Genomic DNA, 23545 nt, shown 5'->3' on the forward strand with positions numbered 1-23545 from the left:
GCCAGCTACGCGTTGGTGGAGGAACCCGCCCGCCGCGCCGTCAAGCGCTGGGAGGCGCGCGCCAGGAGCGCCGACCGTCCGAGTGGCAGCACGGCCAGCCCGGTGGCGACGAGCGCCAGCAGCAGCGGGAACTGAACGAGGAACGAGTGCCCCACGTATCCGCCGGGTGCCCGCCACGGGCCGGTGGAGAGCATCGCCATGCCCAGCATCGTCGACGCTCCGGCGACCCCCACCAGCACACGCGCGGTGGTGGCGGCTCCGCGTAGGCGGACGAGGGTCACGGCCAGCAGCGTCACCACTACCGTCGTCGCCGCGCCGACGGGACCACCGATCACGGTGGCGGCAGCGAGGATTCCCAGCCACCCGACCGTAGCGCTGCCCCAGGTCCGGGGTGCCGGGCCGGGATCGCGCTCGCGTGCACGGCGCGGCCGCACTGCGGCGGCGATCAGCGGAATCAGCAGCAGCAGACCGCCGAAGATCCCCAGGCGGTACCAGTGGTCGGTGGGGAAGTCCAGGGTCACCGTCCCCTCGGTTCCCGCGGGCAGGATCCACCCCTGCTGCCAGCCGTCCACGACGATCGGTGTCAGTTCGCTGCCGTCCGGTGCGGTGGCCACCCAGCCGACGTTGGTGCTCTCGGGGACGACGACGACGCGTTCGGCGTCCGAGCGGGGCACCGTGAGTTCCCGGTGGTTCTCCGTCCATGCGGTGGTCGACACCTGCTCGGTCGGAACGGCCTGGGCCTGCGGTCCGGCGTCGAGGCGGAGACTGTCGACGAAGAACGCCGACCCCGGGTCGACGGTCACGTCCTGGGAGCCGGCTCCCAGCGGAACGGGGCCGGGGGTGTCACAGACGGTCGCGGGAACCGGGCCACCGGAGAGCACTTGCCCGACGGTTGCCGTGACGCTCGTCCGCACCGGCTGCCCGCCGATCGTCACGACCGGCCCCTCCTCGCAGGGCACCGTCACCGGGCGGGCGCCGGCGTCGTCGGCCGGACCCGAACCGGGCAGCAGGACGCCGTCCTCGCCCAGCACCCCGACCTCGGCGAGGCCCGCCGGCTGCAGTTGGGCGAAACCCAGCGCGTTCTGATCGAGGGTGCTCTTCCAGGACACGAGGCTGAGCACGATCCGGTCGGTCACCCGGGGTTCGACCCTCACGGTCCCGTCGTCGTCGACGTCGCGCACCTGCGGTCCGTTCCCGAGGTCGACGGCGACCCGGTCGGGGGCGGCGGGCACGGCGCCCGCGCTGGGCGTCAGTTGCAGGCCGGTGACCAGCGTGGGTTCGGGAAGGTCGATCGTGAGGGTCGGTTTCGCGCCCTTGCCGGTGGTGGTGTCCTGCTTCGCCGACCAGCTGGTGCGCGGATCGTTGTCGGTGGCGGCGAACGCCGACCCGCGAAGGTCGGTGATGTTGCTGGTCCCGTGGGCGGACGGTGAATCCTTCTGGGTGAGAAGCTCTTCCAGTGGTGCGCCGTGCCGTGCCCGCAGCATGAGCTGCGGTGTGACCGCGGTGGGTTCGGGCACCGACAACGTTCTCTCGAACGTGCCGACCTCCTCGGGCGGCAGGACGAAGGCGTTACTGCACCGCACGCGGTCCGGGGACTCGGCGCACGAGTTGCGGCCGGGGAGTTCCTGGCTGAGATCCCAGCCCGAGACGGACGCGCCCTCGGGGGTGGGAGGCAACACGGTCCGGTACCGGATCGGCACGGTGACCGGGGCGTCACGCTGGGAGAAGTCCTCGACCGACACCTCGCTGATGCCGAACTGTGTTCCCGCGGAACCATTCTCGGTCCGGGTCGCGGTGATCCGCACCCACGGGGTGACACCGCCGGGAACGGACACGGCGATCGGTTTGCCCGGGGCGTCCACCTTCACGGCCGTGCTGCCGTTGGGGGTCGACACCTCCATCCAGCGGACGGGGGCGCCGATCGCGGCCGGGCTGGTCGTGATGTGCAGCAGAGAACTCGTGAGTGGGGTGTCGAAGTCGATCTGGAGCCACTGGCCCAGCGCCCGCTCGATGCCGTTGCTGAACCAGCCCGTCGCCGGGTCGCCGTCGACGGTCGCGGCGGCGCTGCTGGCGGGGGAGCTGCCGCCGAGTTGCGTGGCGTCGGACGCCGCACTCGACACGCTCAGCGTCGCGCCCTCCCACTGCCCCTCCACCAGCGGGGTGTCCGCCACCGGATAGTCGGGGACGAGATTGAACGTGCGGCGGGCGTCGTCCGGGGTGCGCAGTGCCGAACTGTGATTGTCGACCTGGCCGTAGTCGGTTTCCCGGTTCCGGGGCGTGTCCGTGACGGTGACGTCGTCGACCGGCAGTCCGGCGCGCGTCGCGTCCGCGGCCAGCAGCACCGGTCCGGCTCCGGGCAGTGCGCCGTTCTCCCGCAGGCGTTGCAGCGATTCGGGCCCGCCCTGCACGCGGGGGATGCCGTCGAGGTTCGCGGTGTACGGCCCGCTCGTCGTCGGCGAACCGTCCGGCATCGACACCTCGAAGATCTCGATCGCCGGATACCGGGGCCGTAGGTCGCTGTCGATCACCAGGCCTTCGACGTCGCCGGGACCGATGTCCTCGCCGAACTCCGCGACCTGCGTGAATCCGGGCGAGCCGGTGACGGCCTGGTGCGCGAGCAGTGGGCGCGTCGATCGCGACGTCTCGGGGTCGAGGTCGTTGCGGAGGACGAGGTAGTGGATGCCCTGGCCGAGCAGGGTCTGCGCCATGCCGTCCGAGGGACGGCCGTCCGTGATGAGCCGCTGGATCGAGTCCATGGCGCGGATGGTGCCGGGCGGGGTGAGCGGGACGGCGTCGCGGGACGCCCACGGCGTGGACGCCAGCGCCTGCATCGGTTCGTCGCGGGTGAGACCCCAGAGCTGGCTGCCGAACGGTGCGCCGGGCACCACGAGCGCCCGCTCCGCGTCGGAACCGTCGGGGCTCGTGCCGCCGGCGTTGTCCTCCAGCCACGAGGCGGCCTGCTGCCAGTAGTCGGGGACCTCGGAATATGTGCCCCGCGGTGCGAGCTTGCCCGTCCACGCCAGCGACGTCGCCAGGGTGAGGGCGACCAGCACCAGGCTCGTCACCGCGACCATCGGTTCGCGCTCGGGGTGCGCGAACGCGCTGCGCCACCGCGCGACCGGCACGGACCCGGGCAGCGGCACCTTCGCCAGCAGGTGCGCCAGCCCGAGCACGAGGGGCAGTCGGACGAGCGGCTCGAGTTTGTGGACGTTCCGGAGGGGCGCCCCGGTGGAGTCGAGGAACAGTCGCACCTGCTCGGCGAAGGGGGAGCCCAGTTCGCCGATGTATCCGGCCGCAAGTCCGGCGACACCGACGAACAGGATCAGGGTGAGGCGGCCGCGGGCCGGCATCGACCGCATGCACAGTCCGGCGAGCCCGGCGGCGGCGATCAGGCCGGTCGCCGCGACCGCGGCGGGCTGGGTGACGAGGACCGCGCCTGCGATGCGCTCGGGGGAGACGAACGGCGTCCAGCTGTCGGTGCCGCGGAGGATCTCGGCGAGGGACGTCCACTGCGTGGTCACCCCGGACGACTCGATGTAGTCGAGGAACGGTGGGCTCACCTTGCCGAGCAGCAGCAGCGGCACGATCCACCACAGCGTGGCCAGCGCCAGGAACGGGAACCACCACGCGGTGAACACCCACCACCGACGGTTGGGCCGGTGCGCGATCCACCACAGACCTGCGACGAGGCACGCGGCGACGGTCGCGACGGCGTTGACGGCACCCATCAACGCGACGGCGAGCGCCGACTGGGCCGCCAGCCGTGCAGATGAGTGCCACCGTGTGTTCCGGGACGCTTTGTCACTCACCTGGGAGAGGGCGCCGACCACGGGAAGAAGGACCCACGGCGCCAGCATCATCGGGAGGGTTTCCGACGAGATCGAACCGAGGGTCGTGAGGACACGGGGGGAGAACGCGAACGCGACACCCGCGATGATCCGGGACGAGCGGCTGCCGACGCCGAGCGCCTCGGCGAGACGGACGATGCCCCAGAATCCGGCGACGAGCAGCAGGGCCCACCAGATCCGCTGGGTGATCCACGGCGGGACACTCAGGACGTCGCCGAGCGCGAAGAACGCGCCGTGCGGAAAGAAGTAGCCGTAGGCCTGGTTCTGCACCTGACCCATGGGGGCCTGGCTGCTCCACTGATGCGCGGCCCGTTCCAGGAATCCGATCGGATTCTGGGACAGGTCGTACTTGGTGTCAGCGGCGAGCCGACCGGGGGTTTGGAGAAACGCGAGAAGAAACGCTACGACAGAGGCGCCGAACAGCCACCGCCGTGACAGAGGCTCCGCCGAGGGCGCCATGGACGACATGGCCGCCGACTCGGGGGAAGTGCGGGAACTTGTTGAGCCGGCGCTCTCAGCGGCTGCCGTACTCAACCTGGTTCAGGAGCGAGGAATCCGCGTTGCCGCTGCGGTCGATCTCGGGACGCGTGTTGTCCTGTGCGGCTGCGGTGATGCCGAGCGTCGCCACGGTGCCGAGAGCGACACCGACCACGGCGCTGACCACACCGGGCACAAGGAACTTCCCCATCAGACATCTCCCACCGTCGTGCCATCGACGCACACGGCTACTCCCGCGTACGAATTGCTCGGGTCAAGGTATCACCCGCGGGCCGCCGAACTGCCGATTGGTGCTCGTGGGCCGCCGTTTCTGCAGATCACGGGCCCTGCTGCACGCCGAGCGCCCGGAGCAGCGTGCGCAGTTTGGTGGTCGTCTCGTCGAGTTCGGACTCAGGGTCGGACTCGGCGACGATGCCCCCGCCCGCCGTCGCCAGTGCCTCGAGTCCGTCCGCGGCGATCTCGGCGCAGCGGATGGCCACCACCCAGTCGCCGTCGCCGTCGCCGTCGCACCACCCGACGGCGCCGCCGTAGAACCGCCGATCCTCCTCGACGTCCCGGATGGTCGCGAGGGCGAGGTCGGTGGGGGTGCCACACACCGCGGGGGTCGGGTGCAACCGGGTGGCCAGGCTCAAAGCGCTGGTCGACGCGTCGCGCAGCACGCCTTCGATGGGGGTCGCGAGATGCCACACCTCGTGGGTGCTCGTCAGAACCGGGGAGTCCGGGACGGTCAACTCGGTGCAGAGCGGCGCCAGGACGTCTCTGATCCAGGCCGTGACGAACGCGTGCTCGGCCAGGTTCTTCGTGGACTCCAGGAGTCCGCGACCTTCCTTCTCGTCGGCCTCCGGATCGGCGCGCCGCGGGGCTGTTCCGGCGAGGGGACGGCAGGTGACGCGTCGCCCGCGTCGGCTGAGCAGCACCTCGGGGCTGGCGCCGACGAGGCTGTGGCTGCGGAACCCCTCGCCGGCCGCGGAGAGGTCGACGGCGAACCCGTTGGCAGTGGGATTCTGGTGAATCATTCTCGCGGCCAACGCTTCTGCGGAGATGGGGGTGTCGGCACGGAGGGTGACGCTGCGGGCTGCGACGACCTTGCCGAGAGCGCCCTCGCGCAGTCGGTCGACGAGGGACCGCACCCGGGCCACGTGCTCGGTGGGGTCGGGAATTTCCCGCGTGAGGCGTACGGACGGGAGGTCGGGAACGGCACCGGGCCGCCACGGGCCGTCCGTGAATTCCCACGATTCCGGGGCGGTCAGCGCGGCAGGACGCTGGGGATCGAACGGCAGCGCTCCGACGATCAGTTCGGTGTCACCGTTCGAGAGGGCCGCGACAGCGGCTGCCGCGGTGTCGTACCCGTGCCGCGCACCGGACGTACGCAACGTCCGGTCGGCGCGGGAGAGAAGGAAGCCGTCCATGGTCACCCGACAGTAGTCGGGAGCCCGGACTACTTCCCGGGAGGCACGATCAGCACCGGGCGGTGACTGTGGCGCAACACGTGGTCGGCGACGCTGCTCTGCAGCAGTGACCGCAGGCCTGTGGTGCCGCGGGTGCCGGTGACGATGATGTCGACCGCGAGTTCGTCGGACGTCTCGACGATGGCCGTCCAGATCGTGCTGGTGCATTCGATGCAGCGACCCTCGGTGGCAAGTCCGGCGGCCTCGGCGAGTTGGACGCCCTCTTCGTTGGTGACCTTGGCGTCGGAGAACGCGACGTCCTCGGTCTCCTCGTCGGGCACCCACTCGGGTTGCATCACACCGGACAGGCCCGACATGCGCGCGGCCTGACGGACCATCGGCTCCCACACCGTCACCAGCACAGCGCGATTGGAGGCGAGGAATCGACCTGCGCACTCCACCGCACGCTTGGCGTTGTCGGATCCGTCGTAGGCGATCAACATCAAACCACCGGGCACTACGACCTCCTGAGTACGGGCTTCCTCTGTGTCCAGATTACCAAGACGGGCGGCAGCGGTCGTCGATTCGGGACCTGCCGCGGGGGCGCCGACGGCGAACTGGGCTACCGTCGAACCCATGCGGATCAAGTATGCACTCGCGCTCGCTGCCTGTACCGGCCTCGTCGCCGGATGTTCGTCGGGTGGTGGCGAGACGGTCGCGGAGTCGTCGTCGACGACACCGTCGCCGTCCTCCGTCGAGCCGGCGTCGCATACCGGCACCGCAGCGCCCGCAGCCGCGCCGGCGTCGTGCGAGACGGAGTTCCTGCAGTCTTTGCCGTTGCGGCGCAAGCTCGCTCAGCTGCTGAACGTGGGAGTGACCGGCACCGCGGATGCGGCTCAGGTGGTCCGTGACGAGCAGATCGGCGGCATCTTCGTCGGAAGCTGGACCGACGAGGCCATGCTCGCGAACCGTGAGATTCCCCAGGTGGCGTCGGCGTCGTCGCTGCCGCTGATGGTGACGATCGACGAGGAGGGTGGGCGCGTGTCGCGCGTCGAGAACCTGCTCGGAGCCGATCCGTCCGCCCGGCAGACCGCAGCCACGATGACGGAGGAGCAGACGTACCAGATGGCGCTCGAGCGCGGTCGTGGACTGAAGGACCTCGGTGTCACCGTGAACTTCGCCCCCGACGTGGACGTGAGCAGTCAGCCCGACGACAGCGTGATCGGCGACCGCTCCTACTCCGACGATCCCGCCGTCGTCACCCGCTACGCGGACGCGTACGCGCGCGGAATGCGGGACGCGGGAATCCTGCCCGTCATCAAGCACTTCCCCGGCCATGGATCGGCGTCCGGCGACTCGCACACCGGGGCCGTCACCACCCCGCCTCTCGACCAGTTGCAGACGAAGGACCTCGTCCCGTTCCGGAACCTGGTGTCCACGGGAGTCGGCGTCATGCTCGGTCACCTCGAGGTGCCGGGTCTGACCGCGCCCGGGGTTCCCGCCAGCATCAGTCCCGACGCGGTGGCGCTGCTGCGCGGCGGCACCGGATACGGGGCGCCGCCGTTCACCGGACCGATCTTCACCGACGACCTCAGCGGCATGCAGGCGATCACCGATCGGTACGACATCACCGTCGCCGTCGAGACCGCGCTGGAATCCGGTGTCGATGTCGCCCTGTGGCTCACCACCGACGACGTCCCGCGGGTGCTCGATCACCTCGAAAGCGTTGTGGCCTCGGGCAAGCTGCCGCAGCAGCGTGTCGACGAGGCGGTCCTGACCGTCGCGCAGGCCAAGGGCGTCCTCGCCTGCTAGTGCGCGGTCCGCGACCGGGTGCTGGTATTCTTCTCGTCCGCCGGTCGGGCCCGCTTTATTACCGTAGAGTAAGATAGCGGGTTCGACGATGATGGAGGGCGAATGGCCGGCGGCACCAAGCGACTGCCGCGCGCAGTGCGCGAGCAGCAGATGCTCGACGCTGCTGTCGACGTCTTCTCCGACAGAGGTTTTCACGAAACGTCCATGGACGCGATCGCGGCCAAGGCGGAAATCTCGAAGCCGATGCTGTACCTCTACTACGGTTCCAAGGACGAACTGTTCGCGGCGTGCATCCAACGCGAGGGCCTACGCTTCGTCGAGGCGCTCGCTCCGGCGGGCGATCCGGGGCTGAGCCCGCGCGAACAGCTGCGCCGGGCCCTCGAGGGGTTTCTCGGGTTCGTGGGCAAGCACCGCAAGTCGTGGATGGTGCTGTATCGCCAGGCGATGGGGCAGCAGGCGTTCGTGGGGTCGGTGCAGTCGAGCCGCGACCGGCTGATCGAGCTGACCGCGCACCTGCTCGAGTCCAGCACCAAGGATCCCGAGCCTGGACAGGATTTCGAACTGATCGCCATCGCCCTCGTCGGTGCGGGTGAGGCGGTGGCCGACCGCGTCGCCGGCGGCGAGATCGAGGTCGACGCCGCCGCCGATCTACTGGAATCCCTGGCGTGGCGTGGCCTCGCGGGCAAGAAAAAGCCGGAGTGAACGGGACGCTCGTTCGATCAGATCGAACGAGCGTCCCGTTCGTCCGCGTCAGCGCAGTGTCGCGGTGAGGTGCGGGTACCCCTTCTTCGGGTGCTTGATCGACAGATCCCAGCCGTCGCCGGTCTGATCGGCGTACACGTTCAGCGTGGACGGCAGCAGGATCGGTTTGCCGAAGCGCACGCTGTACGTGACGGCGTCCGGGATCCGGCCCTCCACCGAGCCGAGGACGGCGGCCGCACTCCACATGCCGTGCGCGATGGTCTTCGGGAATCCGAAAGCCTTGGCGCCCAACGTCGACACGTGAATCGGGTTCCGGTCACCGGACACCGCGGCGTACTTGCCGATCGTCTTCTGATCGACCCGCAGCGTTCGCAGCGGGCGCGGCGGCTCCTCCTCGGCCTTCGGTTCGGGGCCGGGCTGACCGGACAGCGACGTCTTCTGCTGACGCAGGAACGTCGACGTCTGCTTCCATACCAGTTCGCGTCCGACCCGGATCTCGCTGATCACGTCGATCAGAAGCCCCTTGCGGTGCTCACGCAGATTCTCCGCGTGCACCGACACATCCAGGGGCTCGATCACCGAAATGGGACGGAACTGTTCGATGACGTTCTCCGCGTGCACCGAACCGATGGCGGGGAAGGGGAAACCGTCGGACACCATCAGCTTCATCACGACCGGGAACACCAGCGTGAACGGGTACGTCAGCGGCAGGTGGTCGCCGAATCGCAGTCCGGTCACCCGGTCGTACGCCGCCAGGTTGTCGGGGTCGACGCGCACCCCGTTCAAGACCAGCGTCGTGTCCGGGGCACTGTGCCCGCTCGCGCCGATGACCGGCAGCGCGCTGCGCACGGCACGGGTGTAGATGTCGAGCGTGCCCGGCTTCTCCGTGAGTTGCACGACCTTGCCGGACATCACGCCCCCAGCAGGCTCTGGCCGCAGACGCGGACGATCTGTCCGGTGACGGCGTTGGACGCGGGGCTCGCGAAGTAGGCGACGGTCTCGGCGACGTCGACGGTCTCGCCGCCCTGCAGCAGGGAGCTCATACGACGTCCGGCCTCGCGGGTGGCGAAGGGGATCGCCGCGGTCATCGCCGTCTCGATGAAGCCCGGTGCGACGGCGTTGATCGTGATCTTCTTCGCCGCGAGCACCGGCGCGGAAGCCTGCACGAGTCCGATGACACCGGCCTTGGAGGTGCCGTAGTTGGTCTGACCCCGGTTGCCCGCGATGCCGGCGATGGAGGAGACGTCGATGACGCGACCGCCTTCCTTCAGTGCACCCTTGGCGACGAGGACGTCGGTGATGCGCTGCGGCGCAAGAAGGTTGACGCCGATCACCATGTTCCAGCGGCCCTCGTCCATGTTGGCGAGGGTCTTGTCGCGGGTGATGCCGGCGTTGTGGACGATGATGTCCGCGCCGCCGTGCCGTTCGAGGACGAACTCGGCGAGCTTGTCGGCAGCGTCGTCCGCGGTCACGTCCAGGGCGAGGGACGTGCCGCCGACCTTGTTGGCGGTCTCCGACAACGCCTCACCGGCGGCCGGAATGTCGGCGCAGATGACGTGCGCGCCGTCGCGGGAGAGGACCTCGGCGATGGTCGCGCCGATGCCGCGGGCCGCACCGGTGACGATGGCGACCTTCCCGTCGAGCGGCTTGTCCCAGTCGGCGGGTGCGACGGAATCCTCGGCGCCGACCCGGATGACCTGGCCGCTGACGAACGCGGACTTGGCCGACAGCAGGAACCGCAGCGTGGATTCGAGGCCCGACACTCCTGCGGATGCCTTCGGCGAGACGTAGACGAGCTGAGCCGTGGCGCCGCGCTTGACCTCCTTGCCGACGCTGCGGGTGAAACCCTCGAGCGCGCGCTGGGCGATGTGCTCGTCGACGCCGGACGTCTCCTCGGGGGGGGTGCCGATGACGACGACGCGCGCGGACGGCGCGAGTTTGCGGATGACCGGCTGGAAGAACTCGAACAGCTGCTCGAGCTCGGTGACCGAACCGATGCCGGTGGCGTCGAACACCAAAGCGCCGTACGTGTCGTCACCCGATCCCGCGGCGGGGTAGTCGGACAGCAGTTCGCGCAACGGCTCGACGAGACGGCCCTTGCCGCCGATCAGGACCGGGCCGGCGAGCGGCGGTTCGCCGTGCTTGTATCGCCGCAGGTTCTCGGGTCGCGGCAGTCCCGCTTTCGCGGCGATGAACGCGCCGGGTGCGGATGAGAGGAACTGGGAATAGAGGTCGGGAGCTCCCTTGCTGGCTGCCACGGTCCTACCTTCTGTCGTCGTTTGGCGGTCAGTCACCGAGCACCGAGTGAAGTGCGGTGTCGACAAGTAACTTACTCCTGAGTAAGAATAGTAGCCAACAGGTAATCGCACCAGATCCTTGGAGACGTCAGTGACCAGCAAAGCTCGCACCAATTCGAACTCCGCAGCGGCGCCGAAGCCAGGCGGAAAGCAGCAGCGTCCCGTCGCGATCGTCGGCGGAAACCGCATTCCGTTCGCCCGCTCGGACCGGAAGTACGCGCAGGCGTCCAACCAGGACATGTTCACCGCGACCCTCGACGGCCTCGTGAGCCGCTTCAACCTCCAGGGCGAAAAGCTGGGCCTCGTCGCGGGCGGCGCCGTGCTCAAGCACAGCCGCGACTTCAACCTGATGCGCGAATGCGTCCTGGGCAGCGCCCTCAGCCCGTACACCCCGGCCTTCGACCTGCAGCAGGCCTGCGGCACCGGACTGCAGTCGATCGTCGCCGTCGGGGACGCGATCGCGGCCGGCCGCATCGAGGCCGGTGTCGGTGGCGGTGTCGACACCACGTCGGACGCGCCGATCGGCGTCAACGACGAACTCCGCGAGTTCCTGCTGTCCCTGAACCGCGCGAAGAGCACCGGCGACCGCATCAAACTGCTCGGCAACGTCCGCCCGTCCATGCTCGGCATCGAGATCCCCCGCAACGGCGAGCCCCGCACCGGGCTGTCCATGGGTGAGCACGCCGCCATCACCGCCAAGGAATTCGGCGTCCGCCGCGAGGATCAAGACGCACTGGCCGCCGCCAGCCACCAGAACATGGCTGCCGCCTACGACCGCGGATTCTTCGACGACCTGGTGACGCCGTTCCTCGGGCTCACCCGCGACGACAACCTGCGGCCCGACTCCAGCGCCGAGAAGCTGGCCAAGCTGAAGCCGGTCTTCGGGGTGAAGGCGGGCGACGCCACGATGACGGCGGGCAACTCCACCCCACTCACCGACGGCGCGTCCGCGGTCCTGCTGTCCACCGACGAATGGGCCGCCGAGCGCAAGCTTCCGGTGCTCGCGCATCTCGTCGACTCCGAGACCGCGGCCGTCGACTACATCCACGGCAAGGACGGGCTCCTGATGGCGCCGACGTACGCCATCCCGCGCCTGCTGGCCCGCAACGGCCTCACCCTGCAGGATTTCGACTTCTACGAGATCCACGAGGCGTTCGCGTCCGTCGTGCTGGCGACGCTGCAGGCGTTCGAATCGGACGAGTACTGCAAGGAACGCCTTGGCCTCGACGGCGCACTGGGGTCCATCGACCGCAGCAAGCTGAACGTCAACGGGTCCTCGCTGGCGGCGGGCCACCCGTTCGCCGCGACCGGCGGACGCATCGTCGCGTCGCTCGCCAAGATGCTGGCGGAGAAGGGCTCGGGCCGCGGCCTGATCTCGATTTGCGCCGCCGGCGGCCAGGGTGTGACGGCAATCATAGAGGCGTGATCCGACTGGCCTTTCCGGTAGCTGGGAGACCGGAAAGGCCAGCGTGCACGCAGTGCGAGCGGGGATCCGGCAACGAGGGGTGGCCGGATCCCCGAAATCTTTTCCGACAGGTGTAACGCTGGAGATTAGCTGGCGATATCCCTGTCAGCCCCGTGTTGCTGCCTGACCCCCGACCTGGCAGCAGCGCGGGGCTCTTGCATTTCCGGCGGCCGGTACGCTGACGTGGGGGTCTCGACCGGGCCTCGCTCGGATCGGATCGCGCTTGAAATGCAACGAGCACCGACGGCAAGCTGAGGCCCGCACGAAGGACAACTCGGTGAGAGGGCCACGGTGAACGACGAAGACGGCGACAAGGGGAGCAAGGCACCCGAACGGTCGACGCCGGACCCTTCCGCGACGGCCGAGAGCGTCGAACCCGAGAACGTGGCCGACCCGCCCGCCCCGGAACCGGACGAGGTCCCGGCTCCCGACGAGGCTGCGGCTCCCGAGAACGCTCCGGCTTCCGACGAGGCTCCGGCTCCCGACGCTCCGGCGGAACAGCCGAACGCCGACGACGCCCCGACGACGCAGCTGAACCTCGGTGACCTCGGGGAACGCTCCGAGGAGCAGGCTCCCGACGCGCCGTTGTGGGTGGAGCCCCCGGCGAACGAGGACGTCACGCAGGTGATCCCCGCCATTCCGCCGGGTCCCGTTCCCGGGCCGACGCAGGCGTACACCACACCGGCGGACGAGCCGACCGTGGTGGCTCCGGCCGCCGCGGCGCAGATCCCGCCGCAGCCGGCGCCGGAACCGTCGGCGCCCGCCGAGCCGTCCGCGGAACCGACCAAACCTGCGCGTGCTCCCTGGGTGAAGATCGCCGCGGTCACCGGTGGTGTGATCGCTCTGATCGGCATCGCCTACGCCGCGGACCTCGCGGTGTCCTCCGGAAAAGTCCCGCGCGGGGTGACCGTGGCAGGCGTCGACGTGGGCGGTTCGTCCCGCGAGGAGGCTGAGGCCATTCTGCAGGCGCAGGTCGGCCCGCGCGCCGATCAGCCGCTGACGGTGACGGCCGGCGACGTGTCGACGCAACTCGTTCCGTCGGCCGCCGGGCTCGGTGTCGACTGGGAGGCCACCCTCGACCGGGCCGATTCGCAGCCACTCAACCCGTTCACGAGGCTCACGTCGTTCTTCACCACCGACGAGATCGGTGTGGTGTCGACCCGCAACGAGGCCGCACTGGCCTCCGCCGTCGACGGTCTCCGCACCGAGACCGATCGCGCGTCCCGTGAGGGGACCGTCGTGTTCGAGGGCCCGACCCCGGTGCCGGTGGACCCGTCGACCGGGCAGAACCTGAACGGGGAGGGCGCCGAGGCGGCGTTGACCGAGGAATGGGCGTTCGGCCGGACGGTGGAACTGCCCGTCGACGTCGTGCCCGTGACAGTGACGAAGGAAGGCGTCCAGCGGGCGCTCGCCGAGGTTGCGGTGCCCGCTGCCTCCGCCGATCTGGTGGTGACCGGTCGTGACGGCAAGGTCGCGACCGCGGCGCGTCAGCAGATCGGTGCCATCGTCGGCTTCGAACCGGACGGCAACGGCGGGCTGAAGCCCACCTACAACATCGAGGCGGCGATCGGCATCCTGGCGCCGCAACTCGTCTCGACGGAGATCGCACCGAAGGACGCGACGATCACGCTCGACGGCGGATCGCCCACCGTCGTCCCCGCGGTCGTCGGCGACCTGGTGCAGTGGCCCAAGACGTTGGAAACGCTGCCCGAGTTGTTGCGCGGCAACGGTTCTCACACCACCGCCGCGGTGTACGGACCTGTCCCGCCCGCCCTCACCACGGAGGCCGCGCAGGCGCTCGGCGTGAAGGAAGTGATCGGCGAGTTCACGACCGGCGGCTTCTCTGCGGCGTCGGGTACCAACATCCGGCTCGCCGCCAGCGAGATCAACGGGGCGCTCGTCAAGCCGGGCGACACGTTCTCCCTCAACGGGTACACCGGCCCGCGCGGCACGGCCCAGGGGTATGTGGAGTCGGGCATCATCAACAACGGTCGCCCGGACACCGCGGTCGGTGGCGGTGTGAGCCAGGTGGCGACGACGCTCTACAACGCCGCGTACTTCGCCGGCATGGAGGACGTCGCGCACACCGAGCACTCGTACTACATCTCGCGCTACCCCGAGGCGCGCGAGGCCACCGTCTTCGAAGGCGCCATCGACCTGCAGTTCCGCAACACCGGCAAGACGGGTGTGATGATCCAGGCCATCGGCGGCGCCTCGGATCTGACCATCAGGTTCTGGGGAACCAAGACGGTCGACGTCGAGTCGATCACCGGCAACCGGACCAAGCCGACGGAGCCCGACACGGTCACCCTGCCCGCCGGCGATCACTGCATCGCCTCCAGCGGCGCACCGGGATTCACCGCCAGCGACACCCGGGTGATCTCCGATCACGCCACCGGCCAGGAAATCTCCCGGGACACCAGGACCGTCCGGTACGACCCCGTCCCGATCGTCAAGTGCGAGGCACCCGCCCCTGCACCCAAACCCGACGAGCGCACCCCCGCCGCCTCGCCGGCCCCGTCGGAAAGCCCGAAACCGACCACCCCGAAGCCGAATCCGAACGACGGCGAGTAGCCGCACTACTTCTCGGTTCGCGCACCGCTTTTCGAGCCCGAGAAGTACAGCGTGAACCGAGAAAGGGTGCGGCTATAGCGACCGCACCGTAAGCCGCTCGGCGGACGGGAGGGGGCGCCTGCGTCACCCAGCCTCGTGGCGACCCGGCACGGGCGAACGCGCGACGGACACGCTCTGCCACCAGCCCCGGCGACCCGAGGTCGTCCCAGGTCCACCGCACCACCTGGAATCCGAGGTCGCGCAGCACGTCCTCACGTTGCTTCTCGGCGAAGACAGCGTCGCCGGGGGATTGCCCGGGTTTCAGCAGCCGTCCGTACTTGACGCGTCCGTCGGTTTCTCCGAGCACGATGCCGTCGAAGTGGAAATCGACGCGCCCGATTCGGCGCCCGCCGGGTTCGAACACCTCGCCTTGCTGGGACGGGGCGGGCAGCCCCGCACTCGACAACATGACCCGGCTTCGAGATTCACCGACGCTTTCGCTGCGCCCGCTCACGAAGCGGACGACCCTTCGCGCCGCATCGACGCCGTGACGACGCGCAGCACGGGCGAGTTCGGCGTCCAGGTCTTCTCGGCTGATGCCGAACCTCCGGACGGCCGCGTCACCCAACACGACGGCCTGCTCGAACGGCAGAGTTCTCGCGAGGTCGATCACGGTCCGCGCCGGGAGGGTCAGCGAGTGCCCGTCCACCACTGCCACGTGCTCTCCGATGGGCGCGCAGTGCACCGTGGTCCGCCGCTTGATCCGGCCACCTCCGAGTCGGTTTCTGGTGACGTGCACGCGGTCGAGGGGCGTCTTCCACAACGGCAGCCCGTACACGACGGCCGCGGATTGGTGGCTGAGCACCGCGTCGTCCGACACGGCGTGAACTGTCGAGTCGATGAGGAAGCGATGACGTTCCTCCTCGCCGAGCGCCGAGTACATCGACGCGGAGAGATATGCGCCGCGGCCGATGCGCTGCCATTCGCCGCGCGTGTACAGGCGTCGGATCTCGTCGTCGCTGTAGCCGCGGTTCAACGCCTCCTGGCGTCGCAGCATCGCGCCCGGGTCATGTTCCATGGGAACGATTCTGGCCGGAGCCACCTGAAGAATCCGGTCCGAAGGACCCGGCTCTGGATGGACCGAGGCTTGTGGACAACTCCCGCACTCTTTCTCGGCTCCCGCACTACCTGTGGGGGCCGAAAAGGGGTGCGTCCACGAAGAAAGAGTGCCGGAGTCCACGTGGTCGGGACACGAAAAAGCCCGGCGGCCGGGGAGGTACCCCGGCCGCCGGGCCGTGTGAAGCCGATCAGAACGCTGCTTCGTCGAGCTCCATGATGTCGTTGTCGATGTTGGCGACGATGCTGCGGGTGGCGGTCAGTTCCGGCAGCACGTTCTTCGCGAAGAAGGACGCGATGGCGACCTTGCCCTCGTAGAACGACTTGTCCTTGTCGGAGGCACCCTCGTCGAGGGCCTTGATCGCGATCTCGGACTGGCGGAGGAGCTGCCAGCCGATGAGCAGGTCGCCGACGGACATCAGGAACCGGACGGAACCGAGGCCGACCTTGTACAGCTCGGACGGCTGCTCCTGCGCACCCATGAGGTACCCGGTGAGGGTGGCGGCCATGGTCTGGACGTCCTCGAGGGCGGTGGCGAGCAGGGCCCGCTCGGCCTTGAGGCGACCGTTGCCTGCCTCGCTGTCGATGAACTTCTTGACCTCGCCTGCGACGTGGGCGAGTGCCACACCGCGGTCGCGGGCGATCTTGCGGAAGAAGAAGTCCTGCGCCTGGATGGCGGTGGTGCCCTCGTACAGCGAGTCGATCTTGGCGTCGCGGATGTACTGCTCGATCGGGTAGTCCTGCAGGAAGCCGGAGCCACCGAAGGTCTGCAGGCTGTCCGTCAGGTACTGGTACGCCCGCTCGGAGCCGACACCCTTGACGATGGGGAGCAGCAGGTCGTTGACGCGGAACGCGAGGTCCTTGTCGGCACCGGACACCAGCTTGGCGGTGGCCTCGTCCTGGTGCGCCGCGGTGTACAGGTACACGGCGCGCAGGCCCTCCGCGTACGCCTTCTGCATGGCGAGGGCGCGACGGACGTCGGGGTGGTGCGTGATGGTGACGCGCGGCGCGGCCTTGTCCGTCATCTGCGTGAGGTCTGCGCCCTGGACGCGTTCCTTCGCGTAGTCGAGGGCGTTGAGGTAGCCGGTGGAGAGGGTGGCGATGGCCTTGGTGCCGACCATCATCCGGGCGTGCTCGATGACGTCGAACATCTGCGCGATGCCGTTGTGGACCTCGCCGACGAGCCAGCCCTGGGCGGGAATGCCGTGGCCGCCGAAGGTGACCTCACACGTGGCGGAGACCTTCAGGCCCATCTTGTGCTCGACGTTGGTGACGAAGACGCCGTTGCGCTCGCCCAATTCGTTGGTCTCGAAGTTGAAGTGCGTTTTCGGGACGAAGAACAGCGACAGTCCCTTGGTGCCGGGGCCTGCGCCCTCGGGGCGGGCCAGGACCAGGTGGAAGATGTTCTCGAACAGGTCGTCGGAGTCGGCGGACGTGATGAACCGCTTGACGCCCTCGATGTGCCAGGAGCCGTCGTCCTGCTTGATGGCCTTGGTGCGGCTTGCGCCGACGTCGGAACCGGCGTCGGGTTCGGTGAGGACCATGGTGGCACCCCAGCCGCGCTCGACGCAGGTGGCGGCCCACTTCTTCTGCTCTTCGGTGCCGTTGTGGAACAGCACGTCCGCGAACGCGGGTCCGGCCTGGTACATGTGCGCGGCCGGCTGGGCGCCGAGGATCAGCTCACTGATGGCCCACACGACGGACCGGGGGACGGGTACGCCGCCGATCTCCTCGGAGAGTCCCATGCGGTACCACTCGGCGTCCCACAGCGCGCGGAACGACTTCTTGAACGATTCCGGCAGGGTGACGGTGTGGTTCTCGGGGTCGAAGACCGGAGGGTTGCGGTCGGCGTCGGCGAAGGACTCGCCCAGCGGTCCCTCGGCGAGGCGGGCAACTTCACTGAGCATGTTGCGGACGGTGTCGGCGTCGAGATCGCCCCACACGCCTTCACTCAGCGGCTGCTCGAGACCGAGTACCTCGAAGAGGTTGAACTCCAGGTCGCGGACGTTGCTCTTGTAATGGCCCATGTCTTCTGTCTCTCCCAGTGAGATGGTGCGGTCTATCCGTTAGTACCGCCCAAGTTATTACTCGTCGGTAACATCAGCGATATTACGCCCGATTTACCTGACTGCCAAGACTCGGGCGGTGCGCGACGACGAGCGCGTCGATCGCCGTTCCGGCGTCCGTCTCGCGGAAGCGCCGTTCGGCGACGTCGACGGAGAGCCGCCCGTCGAACGAGTCCACCAAATCATCTGGCGTGTACAGGATTTCGGGGTCCTGGGGACCCCCGACTCCCTGCGACAAGTTAACGGTGTCATGCCCCAAAATCATGAGGATTCCATCAGGTTTCAGCGCAGATATGGCGCGGTTCACAACCTGCAGACGCTCCTCGGCGGCGAGATGGAGGTAGATCATGAGCACGAGGTCGTACTCGCCGCCGAGGTCCGAATCGGTGACGTCTGCGACGCGGTAGTCGAGCCGTTCGCGGACCGAGCGGGGCGCCTCGGCGGCCACCCGGCGGGCCTTGTCGACGGCCACGGCCGAGTAGTCGAGCCCCGTCACCTCCCAGCCGCGGGTGGCGAGCCAGTGCGCGTTGCGGCCCTCGCCGCATGCGAGGTCGAGTGCGCGGCCGCGGGGGAGCGAGGTGACCCGCTCGACCACGACGGCGTTGGGTGGCGCGCCCCACACCAAGTCGCTCTGTGAATACCGTTCGTCCCAGGCAGCTGCATCCATGCCCCGACGCTAGTACGCGGGCTACGGCGTGAGTGTGGTCCGCATGAGGAGCACGTTGTAGTTGTTGTGCACCGTCGTGAGGAAGTAGAGGTCCCGTCCCGACGACCACGGGTGGATGTAGGCGCCGTACGCGCTGGGCAGCTCCCGGGTGTCGACGAGCACCTCCGGTGGGCCCCACGGTCCGGTGACCGACGGTGAGCGGCGCATGACCACGGAGTTGTACTGGTCTGTGGTCAGCATGAGGTATTGGCCGAGGTACTCGTTGTACGCGACGGACAGTTCGCCGACTCCGCCCGGCATGATCGGCTTGGCGACGTCGGGGTTGCCCTTGATCCACTTGGCGCCGTCGAAGTATTCGTACGCGCCGAGGTCCATGATCTGGGGTTCCGGAACCCGTGCGATGTGGACGAGCCCGCCGCGGCCGGCGGGTGTTCCGTACTGGTAGACGAAGCCGTCGGCCTTGACGAAGGCACTCATCTGGAAGTTGGCGTTGCCGCCGACGTTCGGGCGCTGCGTCTCGGGGGCGACGGTCCAGTTCTCGCCGTTGTCCTGTGAGTAGACGAGACCGGAGTAGTTGGTGTCCCACGTTCCCGCCGGTCCCCAGTTCTTCACCGACATCATGCTCAGAACCTGGGTGTTGCCGACGGCGACGCCGGCGGTGGGGATGCGGCTGATCTCGACGAACGGAATCTTCGGGCTCGGGACGAGCTCCTTGGACTGGCCGAAGATGTCACGCGGGGAGCTGTCGAAGTTCATCCCGTCGGCGAGGATGCCGTCCGAGCTGCGGAACAGTGTGCTGCTGCGCCAGGCCCACAGGCTGCCCGACAGCAGGTTGGGCAGTCCGAGGCCGGCGGAGTCGCCGAAGGCCGTGAGGACCTGGCCCTGGCCGTTGTCCCACATGATGCCGAGGTCGGTGCCGAGGACGTTGGCGTCCTGGGTGCGGTTCGGGCTGAGCATGCCGGTCTGCTGTGCGACTGCCTGGGTGCGTCCGGTGAGGTGCGGAATCCCGTTGGTGCCGTTGAGTCCGGGGATCGGATTGATGGCGTTGGGATTCGCGGCGGCCGGGCCGGCGAATGCGATCAACGTCACGGCCGCGCCGATGAGCGACGCTGCTGCAAGAGCTCTGGTTCGCTTCACGAAGGACACTCCATCTCTAGCAGCAGGCGGCACTGCGTGGCCCGAAGAGACCACTCCCCCTACCGGTGATCAACTGCTGGAAATCGCCAGAAGTCTAACAAGTCTGTCCTTACGAAAGTGTCGGTTTGACCGCCGTGTTCGTTTCATCGGCGCCTCCACCGAACCGATGTTACCGATGAGTAACAGGAACCGGTGCTACCCGCTGGGCGGTCGCCGACGTAACGTGTGCTGGCGACAAGTCCACACTGCGCGTAACCACGCGGGACCTGATGAGGAGATCGATCGATGGGAAAGCAGATTGCCACCGTGGCTGGAGGTCGGCAGTCCGCCCTTCTCGGGCTCGGCGTGTACCGGCCCGAACGGGTCGTCACCAACGACGAGATCTGTGAACTGATCGACTCGAACGACGAGTGGATCCAGTCGCGCTCGGGAATCCGCAACCGGCGGTTCGCGGCGGAGGACGAGAACGTCGTCACGATGTCCATCGAAGCCGGGCGTAAGGCGATCGAAGCGAGCGGGATCGATCCCGAGCAGATCGGCTGCGTCATCGTCGCCACGTCGACGTACCTCCTGCTGACCCCGCCCGCCGCGGCGGTGGTGGCCGACGCCCTGGGCACCAACGGGCCCGGAGCATTCGATCTCGGCGGTGGCTGCGCGGGCTTCTGCACCGCGCTGACCGTGGCGTCGGATCTGGTTCGCGGAGGATCCGTCGACTACGCCCTCGTCGTGGGTGTCGAGAAGATGAGCATCACCACCGATCCCACCGACCGCGCGACGCGGTTCATCTTCGGTGACGGCGCCGGCGCCGTGGTCGTGGGCAAGAGCGACGTCGCGGGCATCGGTCCGGTGGAGTGGGGTTCGGACGGCGCCCAAGCCGACGCCATCGTGCAGGACCTGGATTGGTACGAATACATCACGACGCCGGGTGCCACGCGCCCGTATATCAAGATGGCCGGTACCGCGGTGTTCCGCTGGGCCGCCTTCGAGATGGGCAAGGTGGCCCTGCGGGCGATCGAGAAGGCCGGCATGTCGGTCGACGATCTCGACGCGTTCGTCCCGCACCAGGCCAACTCGCGGATCACCGAGGTGATCGCCCGCAGCATGAAGCTCCCCGAGAACGTGCCCGTGTCCGACGACATCGCCGAGAGCGGCAACACGTCGGCCGCGTCGGTGCCGCTCGCCATGGAGGAGATGCTGCAATCGGGCGCCACCAAGCCCGGCGACACCGCCCTGCTGCTCGCCTTCGGCGCCGGGCTGTCCTACGCGGCCCAGGTCGTGACGATGCCGGTACTCGCGAAAGACTGACCCGGCCCCGTAGGGGACAGGAAAGCAGGGGTCGATGAGCGTCACCCGGCAGTCGGTCGCCGTCGCGGTGCTGATATCCGGCGCCGTGGCCCTCGCGGGCTGCGGCGGCGGGAGCACCGGCGGCGGCAGCACCTCGACGGTGTCCGGCTCTGCGGTGGAACTGAACTCGGGCGGTGACTGCGCGGGCCGCGACGTGATCGTCGACAGGGACGGTGCCGTGGTCGTCCTCGACGGCGAGTGCGGCACCGTCACCATCGAGGCCAACGGCGTCTCCGCGAACGTCGCGACGTCGAACGCGGTCGTCGTGAACGGTCAGGACACCAACGTCGTCGGCGGGCAGACCGGAACGCTCACGATCTCGGGGCGCAGCAACAGTGCCACCATCGACGTCCTCGAGTCGATCGACGTGCAGGGCAACGCCGTCACCGTGCTCGGCAAGCAGGCGGGGCGGATCTCGGTCAGCGGCAGCGGGAACTCCGTGACCGTGGACGACTCCGGTTCGATGACGGTGAGTGGCAACGACAATTTCGTGCGCGCCGTGTCGCTCGACTCCCTCGAACTCACCGGGTCCAACAACTCCGTCGACTGGGATTCCGGTGCGCCGGCCCCGTCGGTCGACACGGGCTCCGAGAACCGGCTCACCCCGCCCGGCGCGTGATCACCGGGCTCCACAACCGGTGAGCACCGCGGCCATCGCATCGCGCTCGGGCGGGGTCACCCAGAGCCGGTACGCCACTTTCACTTCCACCTGACGCGCCACGTAGGTGCAGCGGTACGCCGCCAGCGGGGGCAGCCATGTCGACGCGTCGGCATCGCTCTTGCGCTGATTGGTGGGTCCGTCCACCGCCTGCAGATTGCGGGGATCGTTCGCGAGGTCCGCCCGCGTCTGCGCGTCGAGGAGCTGAGCGCCCTTCTGCCACGCGTCCGACAGCGCCACCACGTGATCGATCTGCACGGCATCCGACGTCTTCGTGCCCCTGGTGAACGCAATGATGGTGCCCGTGTAGAGATCCCGCAACGTGCCCGACTGCACCACGCAGTTGCGGGTGCGGTCCCGTGAGGTGATGTCGACGAGGTCGCGTCGCAGGATGTCGTTGCGGGTGTCGCAGCCGTTGCGTCCGAGTTCGACCGACACGTTGTCGGTCCAGCTGGCGCCGAACAGTTCCCGGTCGTACCCCGTTTTGGGTGCCCGGCCCTTCACCTCGAGGGTGGACAGCTGAGTGAACGCCGTCTGTATCTGTTGTGTGTCAGTGACTTCCGAGGGTGCAACCGGTCCGGTTCCGGCGGCAAGGGTGTCGTCGGGGTCGGGGGTGAGCATCGTGACGAGCACGACGACGAACAGCCCGGCGAGGATCCAGGGCCACTTCGTGCGGATGGTCGTGATGATGGAGCCGGTGTTCGGTACCGCAGAGCGGGGCATGAATCTCTCCTGAAATCAACGCTGTTCGTCATTTCTATCAGGAGTGGCCGCGCGGACCGGTGATCGACGCGGGTTTACGTGGTGGCGCCCTGCAGCAGAGGAATCAGCAACTCGTCGTCGCTGAGTGCGCCGTGCTGCCCGGGGAGGGCGGACAGCCTCGACTCCGCCTTGCGCCGGACCACCGCGACGCCGCCCTGGGCGATGGCGACGACGTCCCCGATGCGGCCCTGCACCTCGGACCGCACAGCCGGTCCGAACAGTCCCGCGGTGACGGCCTGGTCCCTCGTGCCGATCCACATGCGGTGTCCCAGTTCGCTCCTCCACCGGTCGGCGACGTCGTGCCCGGCTCCGGCGCGGGTGTGGACGTGCCTGCACCGCGGTTCGCCGGCTAGCGCCACCACGTCGTCCGACAGGGCGGGAGTGGCGTCGAAGTCGATCTTGTCGGCGTCGTCGACGGTGACCATGCCGTGGTCGGCGGTGACGTACAGGTGGGTGTCGGGTTGTGCCGCCGCGAGTCCCGCGGCGAGCTTCTCGACGAGCCGGTCGACGAGGGTGACCTGGTGCAGCCAGGATTCGGATCCCGGTCCGTAAATGTGCCCGAGCGTGTCGATTTCGCTGAGGTAGCAGTAGGTGAGGGTGCGGTCGCCTGCCCGGGCCGCGGTGACGACGTGCGCGATCAGGTCACCGTACGCGTGTATTCCTGCGAACGTGCCGCCGCGGAGGACGGCGCGGGTGAGCCCGGACCCGTCAAATTTCGCGGGAACCACCGTCGTGCACCTGATACCTGCTGCCGCGGCGCGTTCGAACACGGTCGGTGCGGGCTGGACGACCTCCGGCACCAGCCGGGTCAGTTCGTCGCCCTTGTGGCCCGCGCGCCACGACAACCAGTTGAGCGTGCCGCGAACCTCACGAACGTATGACTGGTAGCCGGTGATGCCGTGACTGCCGGCCGGCAACCCCGTGCCGAACGACGCGATGCTGGTGGCGGTCGTGGTGGGGAAGCCGGCCCGGATCGGCCGTCCCGTCAGGCTGTCGAGAAACGGGGCGTGTTCGCGGTGACGACGCAGCAGCGTCCAGCCGAGGCCGTCGATCAGGAACACCACGGTGTGCCTGCTGTCCGGCAGGTGCAGCCGATTGGGTTCGCCGGCAACGCCCAGTGCGGCGAGAACGGACGGCATCAGCGCAGACAGCGTGGGCTGCGAATACACGTCGAGCGGGGGCGCCGTAACGGTCATGACTTCCACTATGGTGTATCGGCTCGGCCTGCACTA

17 protein-coding genes are annotated in these 23545 nt (G+C 68.6%); 6 read left to right on the forward strand and 11 right to left on the reverse strand.

The window, feature by feature from the left end; translation table 11 throughout:
• Positions 1-5: 5 nt before the first annotated feature.
• The 4 genes from RHA1_RS53285 to RHA1_RS25420 form a co-directional block, all read right to left on the reverse strand.
• On the reverse strand, positions 6-4316 hold the full coding sequence (locus RHA1_RS53285) for an alpha-(1->3)-arabinofuranosyltransferase (RefSeq protein WP_011597405.1): 4311 nt from the start codon (positions 4314-4316) through the stop codon (positions 6-8).
• 46 nt (positions 4317-4362) lie between these two features.
• Positions 4363-4536 carry a DUF2613 domain-containing protein gene (locus RHA1_RS46325; protein ID WP_005258546.1) on the reverse strand — a complete coding sequence of 58 codons (174 nt, stop codon included), beginning with the start codon at positions 4534-4536 and terminating at the stop codon, positions 4363-4365.
• A gap of 127 nt (positions 4537-4663) precedes the next feature.
• On the reverse strand, positions 4664-5755 hold the full coding sequence (locus tag RHA1_RS25415; RefSeq protein ID WP_011597406.1) for an isochorismate synthase: 1092 nt from the start codon (positions 5753-5755) through the stop codon (positions 4664-4666).
• Between the two features lie 29 nt (positions 5756-5784).
• Complete coding sequence (locus RHA1_RS25420) at positions 5785-6252, reverse strand: universal stress protein (protein ID WP_005243718.1); 468 nt, start codon at positions 6250-6252, stop codon at positions 5785-5787.
• Between the two features lie 118 nt (positions 6253-6370).
• On the opposite strand from RHA1_RS25420, the gene RHA1_RS25425 reads away from it, so the two are divergent.
• Complete coding sequence (locus tag RHA1_RS25425; protein ID WP_011597407.1) at positions 6371-7546, forward strand: glycoside hydrolase family 3 N-terminal domain-containing protein; 1176 nt, start codon at positions 6371-6373, stop codon at positions 7544-7546.
• Between the two features lie 102 nt (positions 7547-7648).
• Positions 7649-8248: a TetR/AcrR family transcriptional regulator gene (locus RHA1_RS25430; protein WP_005243713.1), complete on the forward strand. Its 600-nt coding sequence runs from the start codon at positions 7649-7651 to the stop codon at positions 8246-8248.
• A 48-nt stretch (positions 8249-8296) separates the two neighbouring features.
• Here RHA1_RS25430 and RHA1_RS25435 read toward each other — a convergent pair whose 3' ends face one another.
• A complete protein-coding gene (locus tag RHA1_RS25435; RefSeq protein WP_009478227.1) occupies positions 8297-9160 on the reverse strand; it encodes a MaoC/PaaZ C-terminal domain-containing protein in 864 nt (287 codons plus the stop codon).
• Positions 9160-10506: a 3-oxoacyl-ACP reductase gene (locus RHA1_RS25440; protein ID WP_011597408.1), complete on the reverse strand. Its 1347-nt coding sequence runs from the start codon at positions 10504-10506 to the stop codon at positions 9160-9162. Before RHA1_RS25440 ends, RHA1_RS25435 begins: the two co-directional genes overlap by 1 nt.
• Before the next feature lie 130 nt (positions 10507-10636).
• On the opposite strand from RHA1_RS25440, the gene RHA1_RS25445 reads away from it, so the two are divergent.
• Both RHA1_RS25445 and RHA1_RS25450 read left to right on the forward strand, forming a co-directional pair.
• Positions 10637-11971: an acetyl-CoA C-acetyltransferase gene (locus RHA1_RS25445; RefSeq protein WP_011597409.1), complete on the forward strand. Its 1335-nt coding sequence runs from the start codon at positions 10637-10639 to the stop codon at positions 11969-11971.
• A gap of 330 nt (positions 11972-12301) precedes the next feature.
• The gene (locus RHA1_RS25450) at positions 12302-14584 is read left to right on the forward strand and encodes a VanW family protein (RefSeq protein ID WP_011597410.1); all 2283 of its coding nucleotides are present in this window, start codon (positions 12302-12304) and stop codon (positions 14582-14584) included.
• Between the two features lie 1286 nt (positions 14585-15870).
• On the opposite strand, the gene RHA1_RS25455 is transcribed toward RHA1_RS25450, so the two are convergent.
• The 3 genes from RHA1_RS25455 to RHA1_RS25465 all read right to left on the reverse strand — a co-directional run bounded on the left by RHA1_RS25455 (position 15871) and on the right by RHA1_RS25465 (position 19549).
• Entirely contained in the window at positions 15871-17706 is a 1836-nt protein-coding gene (locus RHA1_RS25455) for an acyl-CoA dehydrogenase (RefSeq protein WP_011597412.1), read from the reverse strand.
• An 82-nt stretch (positions 17707-17788) separates the two neighbouring features.
• Positions 17789-18412, reverse strand: coding sequence for a class I SAM-dependent methyltransferase (locus RHA1_RS25460; RefSeq protein ID WP_011597413.1), 624 nt, complete (start codon positions 18410-18412; stop codon positions 17789-17791).
• 21 nt (positions 18413-18433) lie between these two features.
• A complete protein-coding gene (locus RHA1_RS25465) occupies positions 18434-19549 on the reverse strand; it encodes a glycoside hydrolase family 183 protein (RefSeq protein WP_009478237.1) in 1116 nt (371 codons plus the stop codon).
• 285 nt (positions 19550-19834) lie between these two features.
• Between RHA1_RS25465 and RHA1_RS25470 the strand changes: the two genes are divergently transcribed.
• Complete coding sequence (locus RHA1_RS25470) at positions 19835-20854, forward strand: beta-ketoacyl-ACP synthase III (RefSeq protein ID WP_009478238.1); 1020 nt, start codon at positions 19835-19837, stop codon at positions 20852-20854.
• 34 nt (positions 20855-20888) lie between these two features.
• Entirely contained in the window at positions 20889-21512 is a 624-nt protein-coding gene (locus tag RHA1_RS25475; protein ID WP_011597414.1) for a DUF3060 domain-containing protein, read from the forward strand.
• Here RHA1_RS25475 and RHA1_RS25480 read toward each other — a convergent pair whose 3' ends face one another.
• Positions 21513-22274: an HNH endonuclease family protein gene (locus RHA1_RS25480; RefSeq protein WP_009478240.1), complete on the reverse strand. Its 762-nt coding sequence runs from the start codon at positions 22272-22274 to the stop codon at positions 21513-21515. It lies immediately after the preceding gene.
• A 74-nt stretch (positions 22275-22348) separates the two neighbouring features.
• Positions 22349-23509: an alkaline phosphatase family protein gene (locus tag RHA1_RS25485; RefSeq protein ID WP_011597415.1), complete on the reverse strand. Its 1161-nt coding sequence runs from the start codon at positions 23507-23509 to the stop codon at positions 22349-22351.
• Positions 23510-23545: the final 36 nt, after the last annotated feature.

Source organism: Rhodococcus jostii RHA1 (assembly GCF_000014565.1).
In the GTDB taxonomy this organism is placed as follows: Bacteria; Actinomycetota; Actinomycetes; order Mycobacteriales; family Mycobacteriaceae; genus Rhodococcus_F; species Rhodococcus_F jostii_A.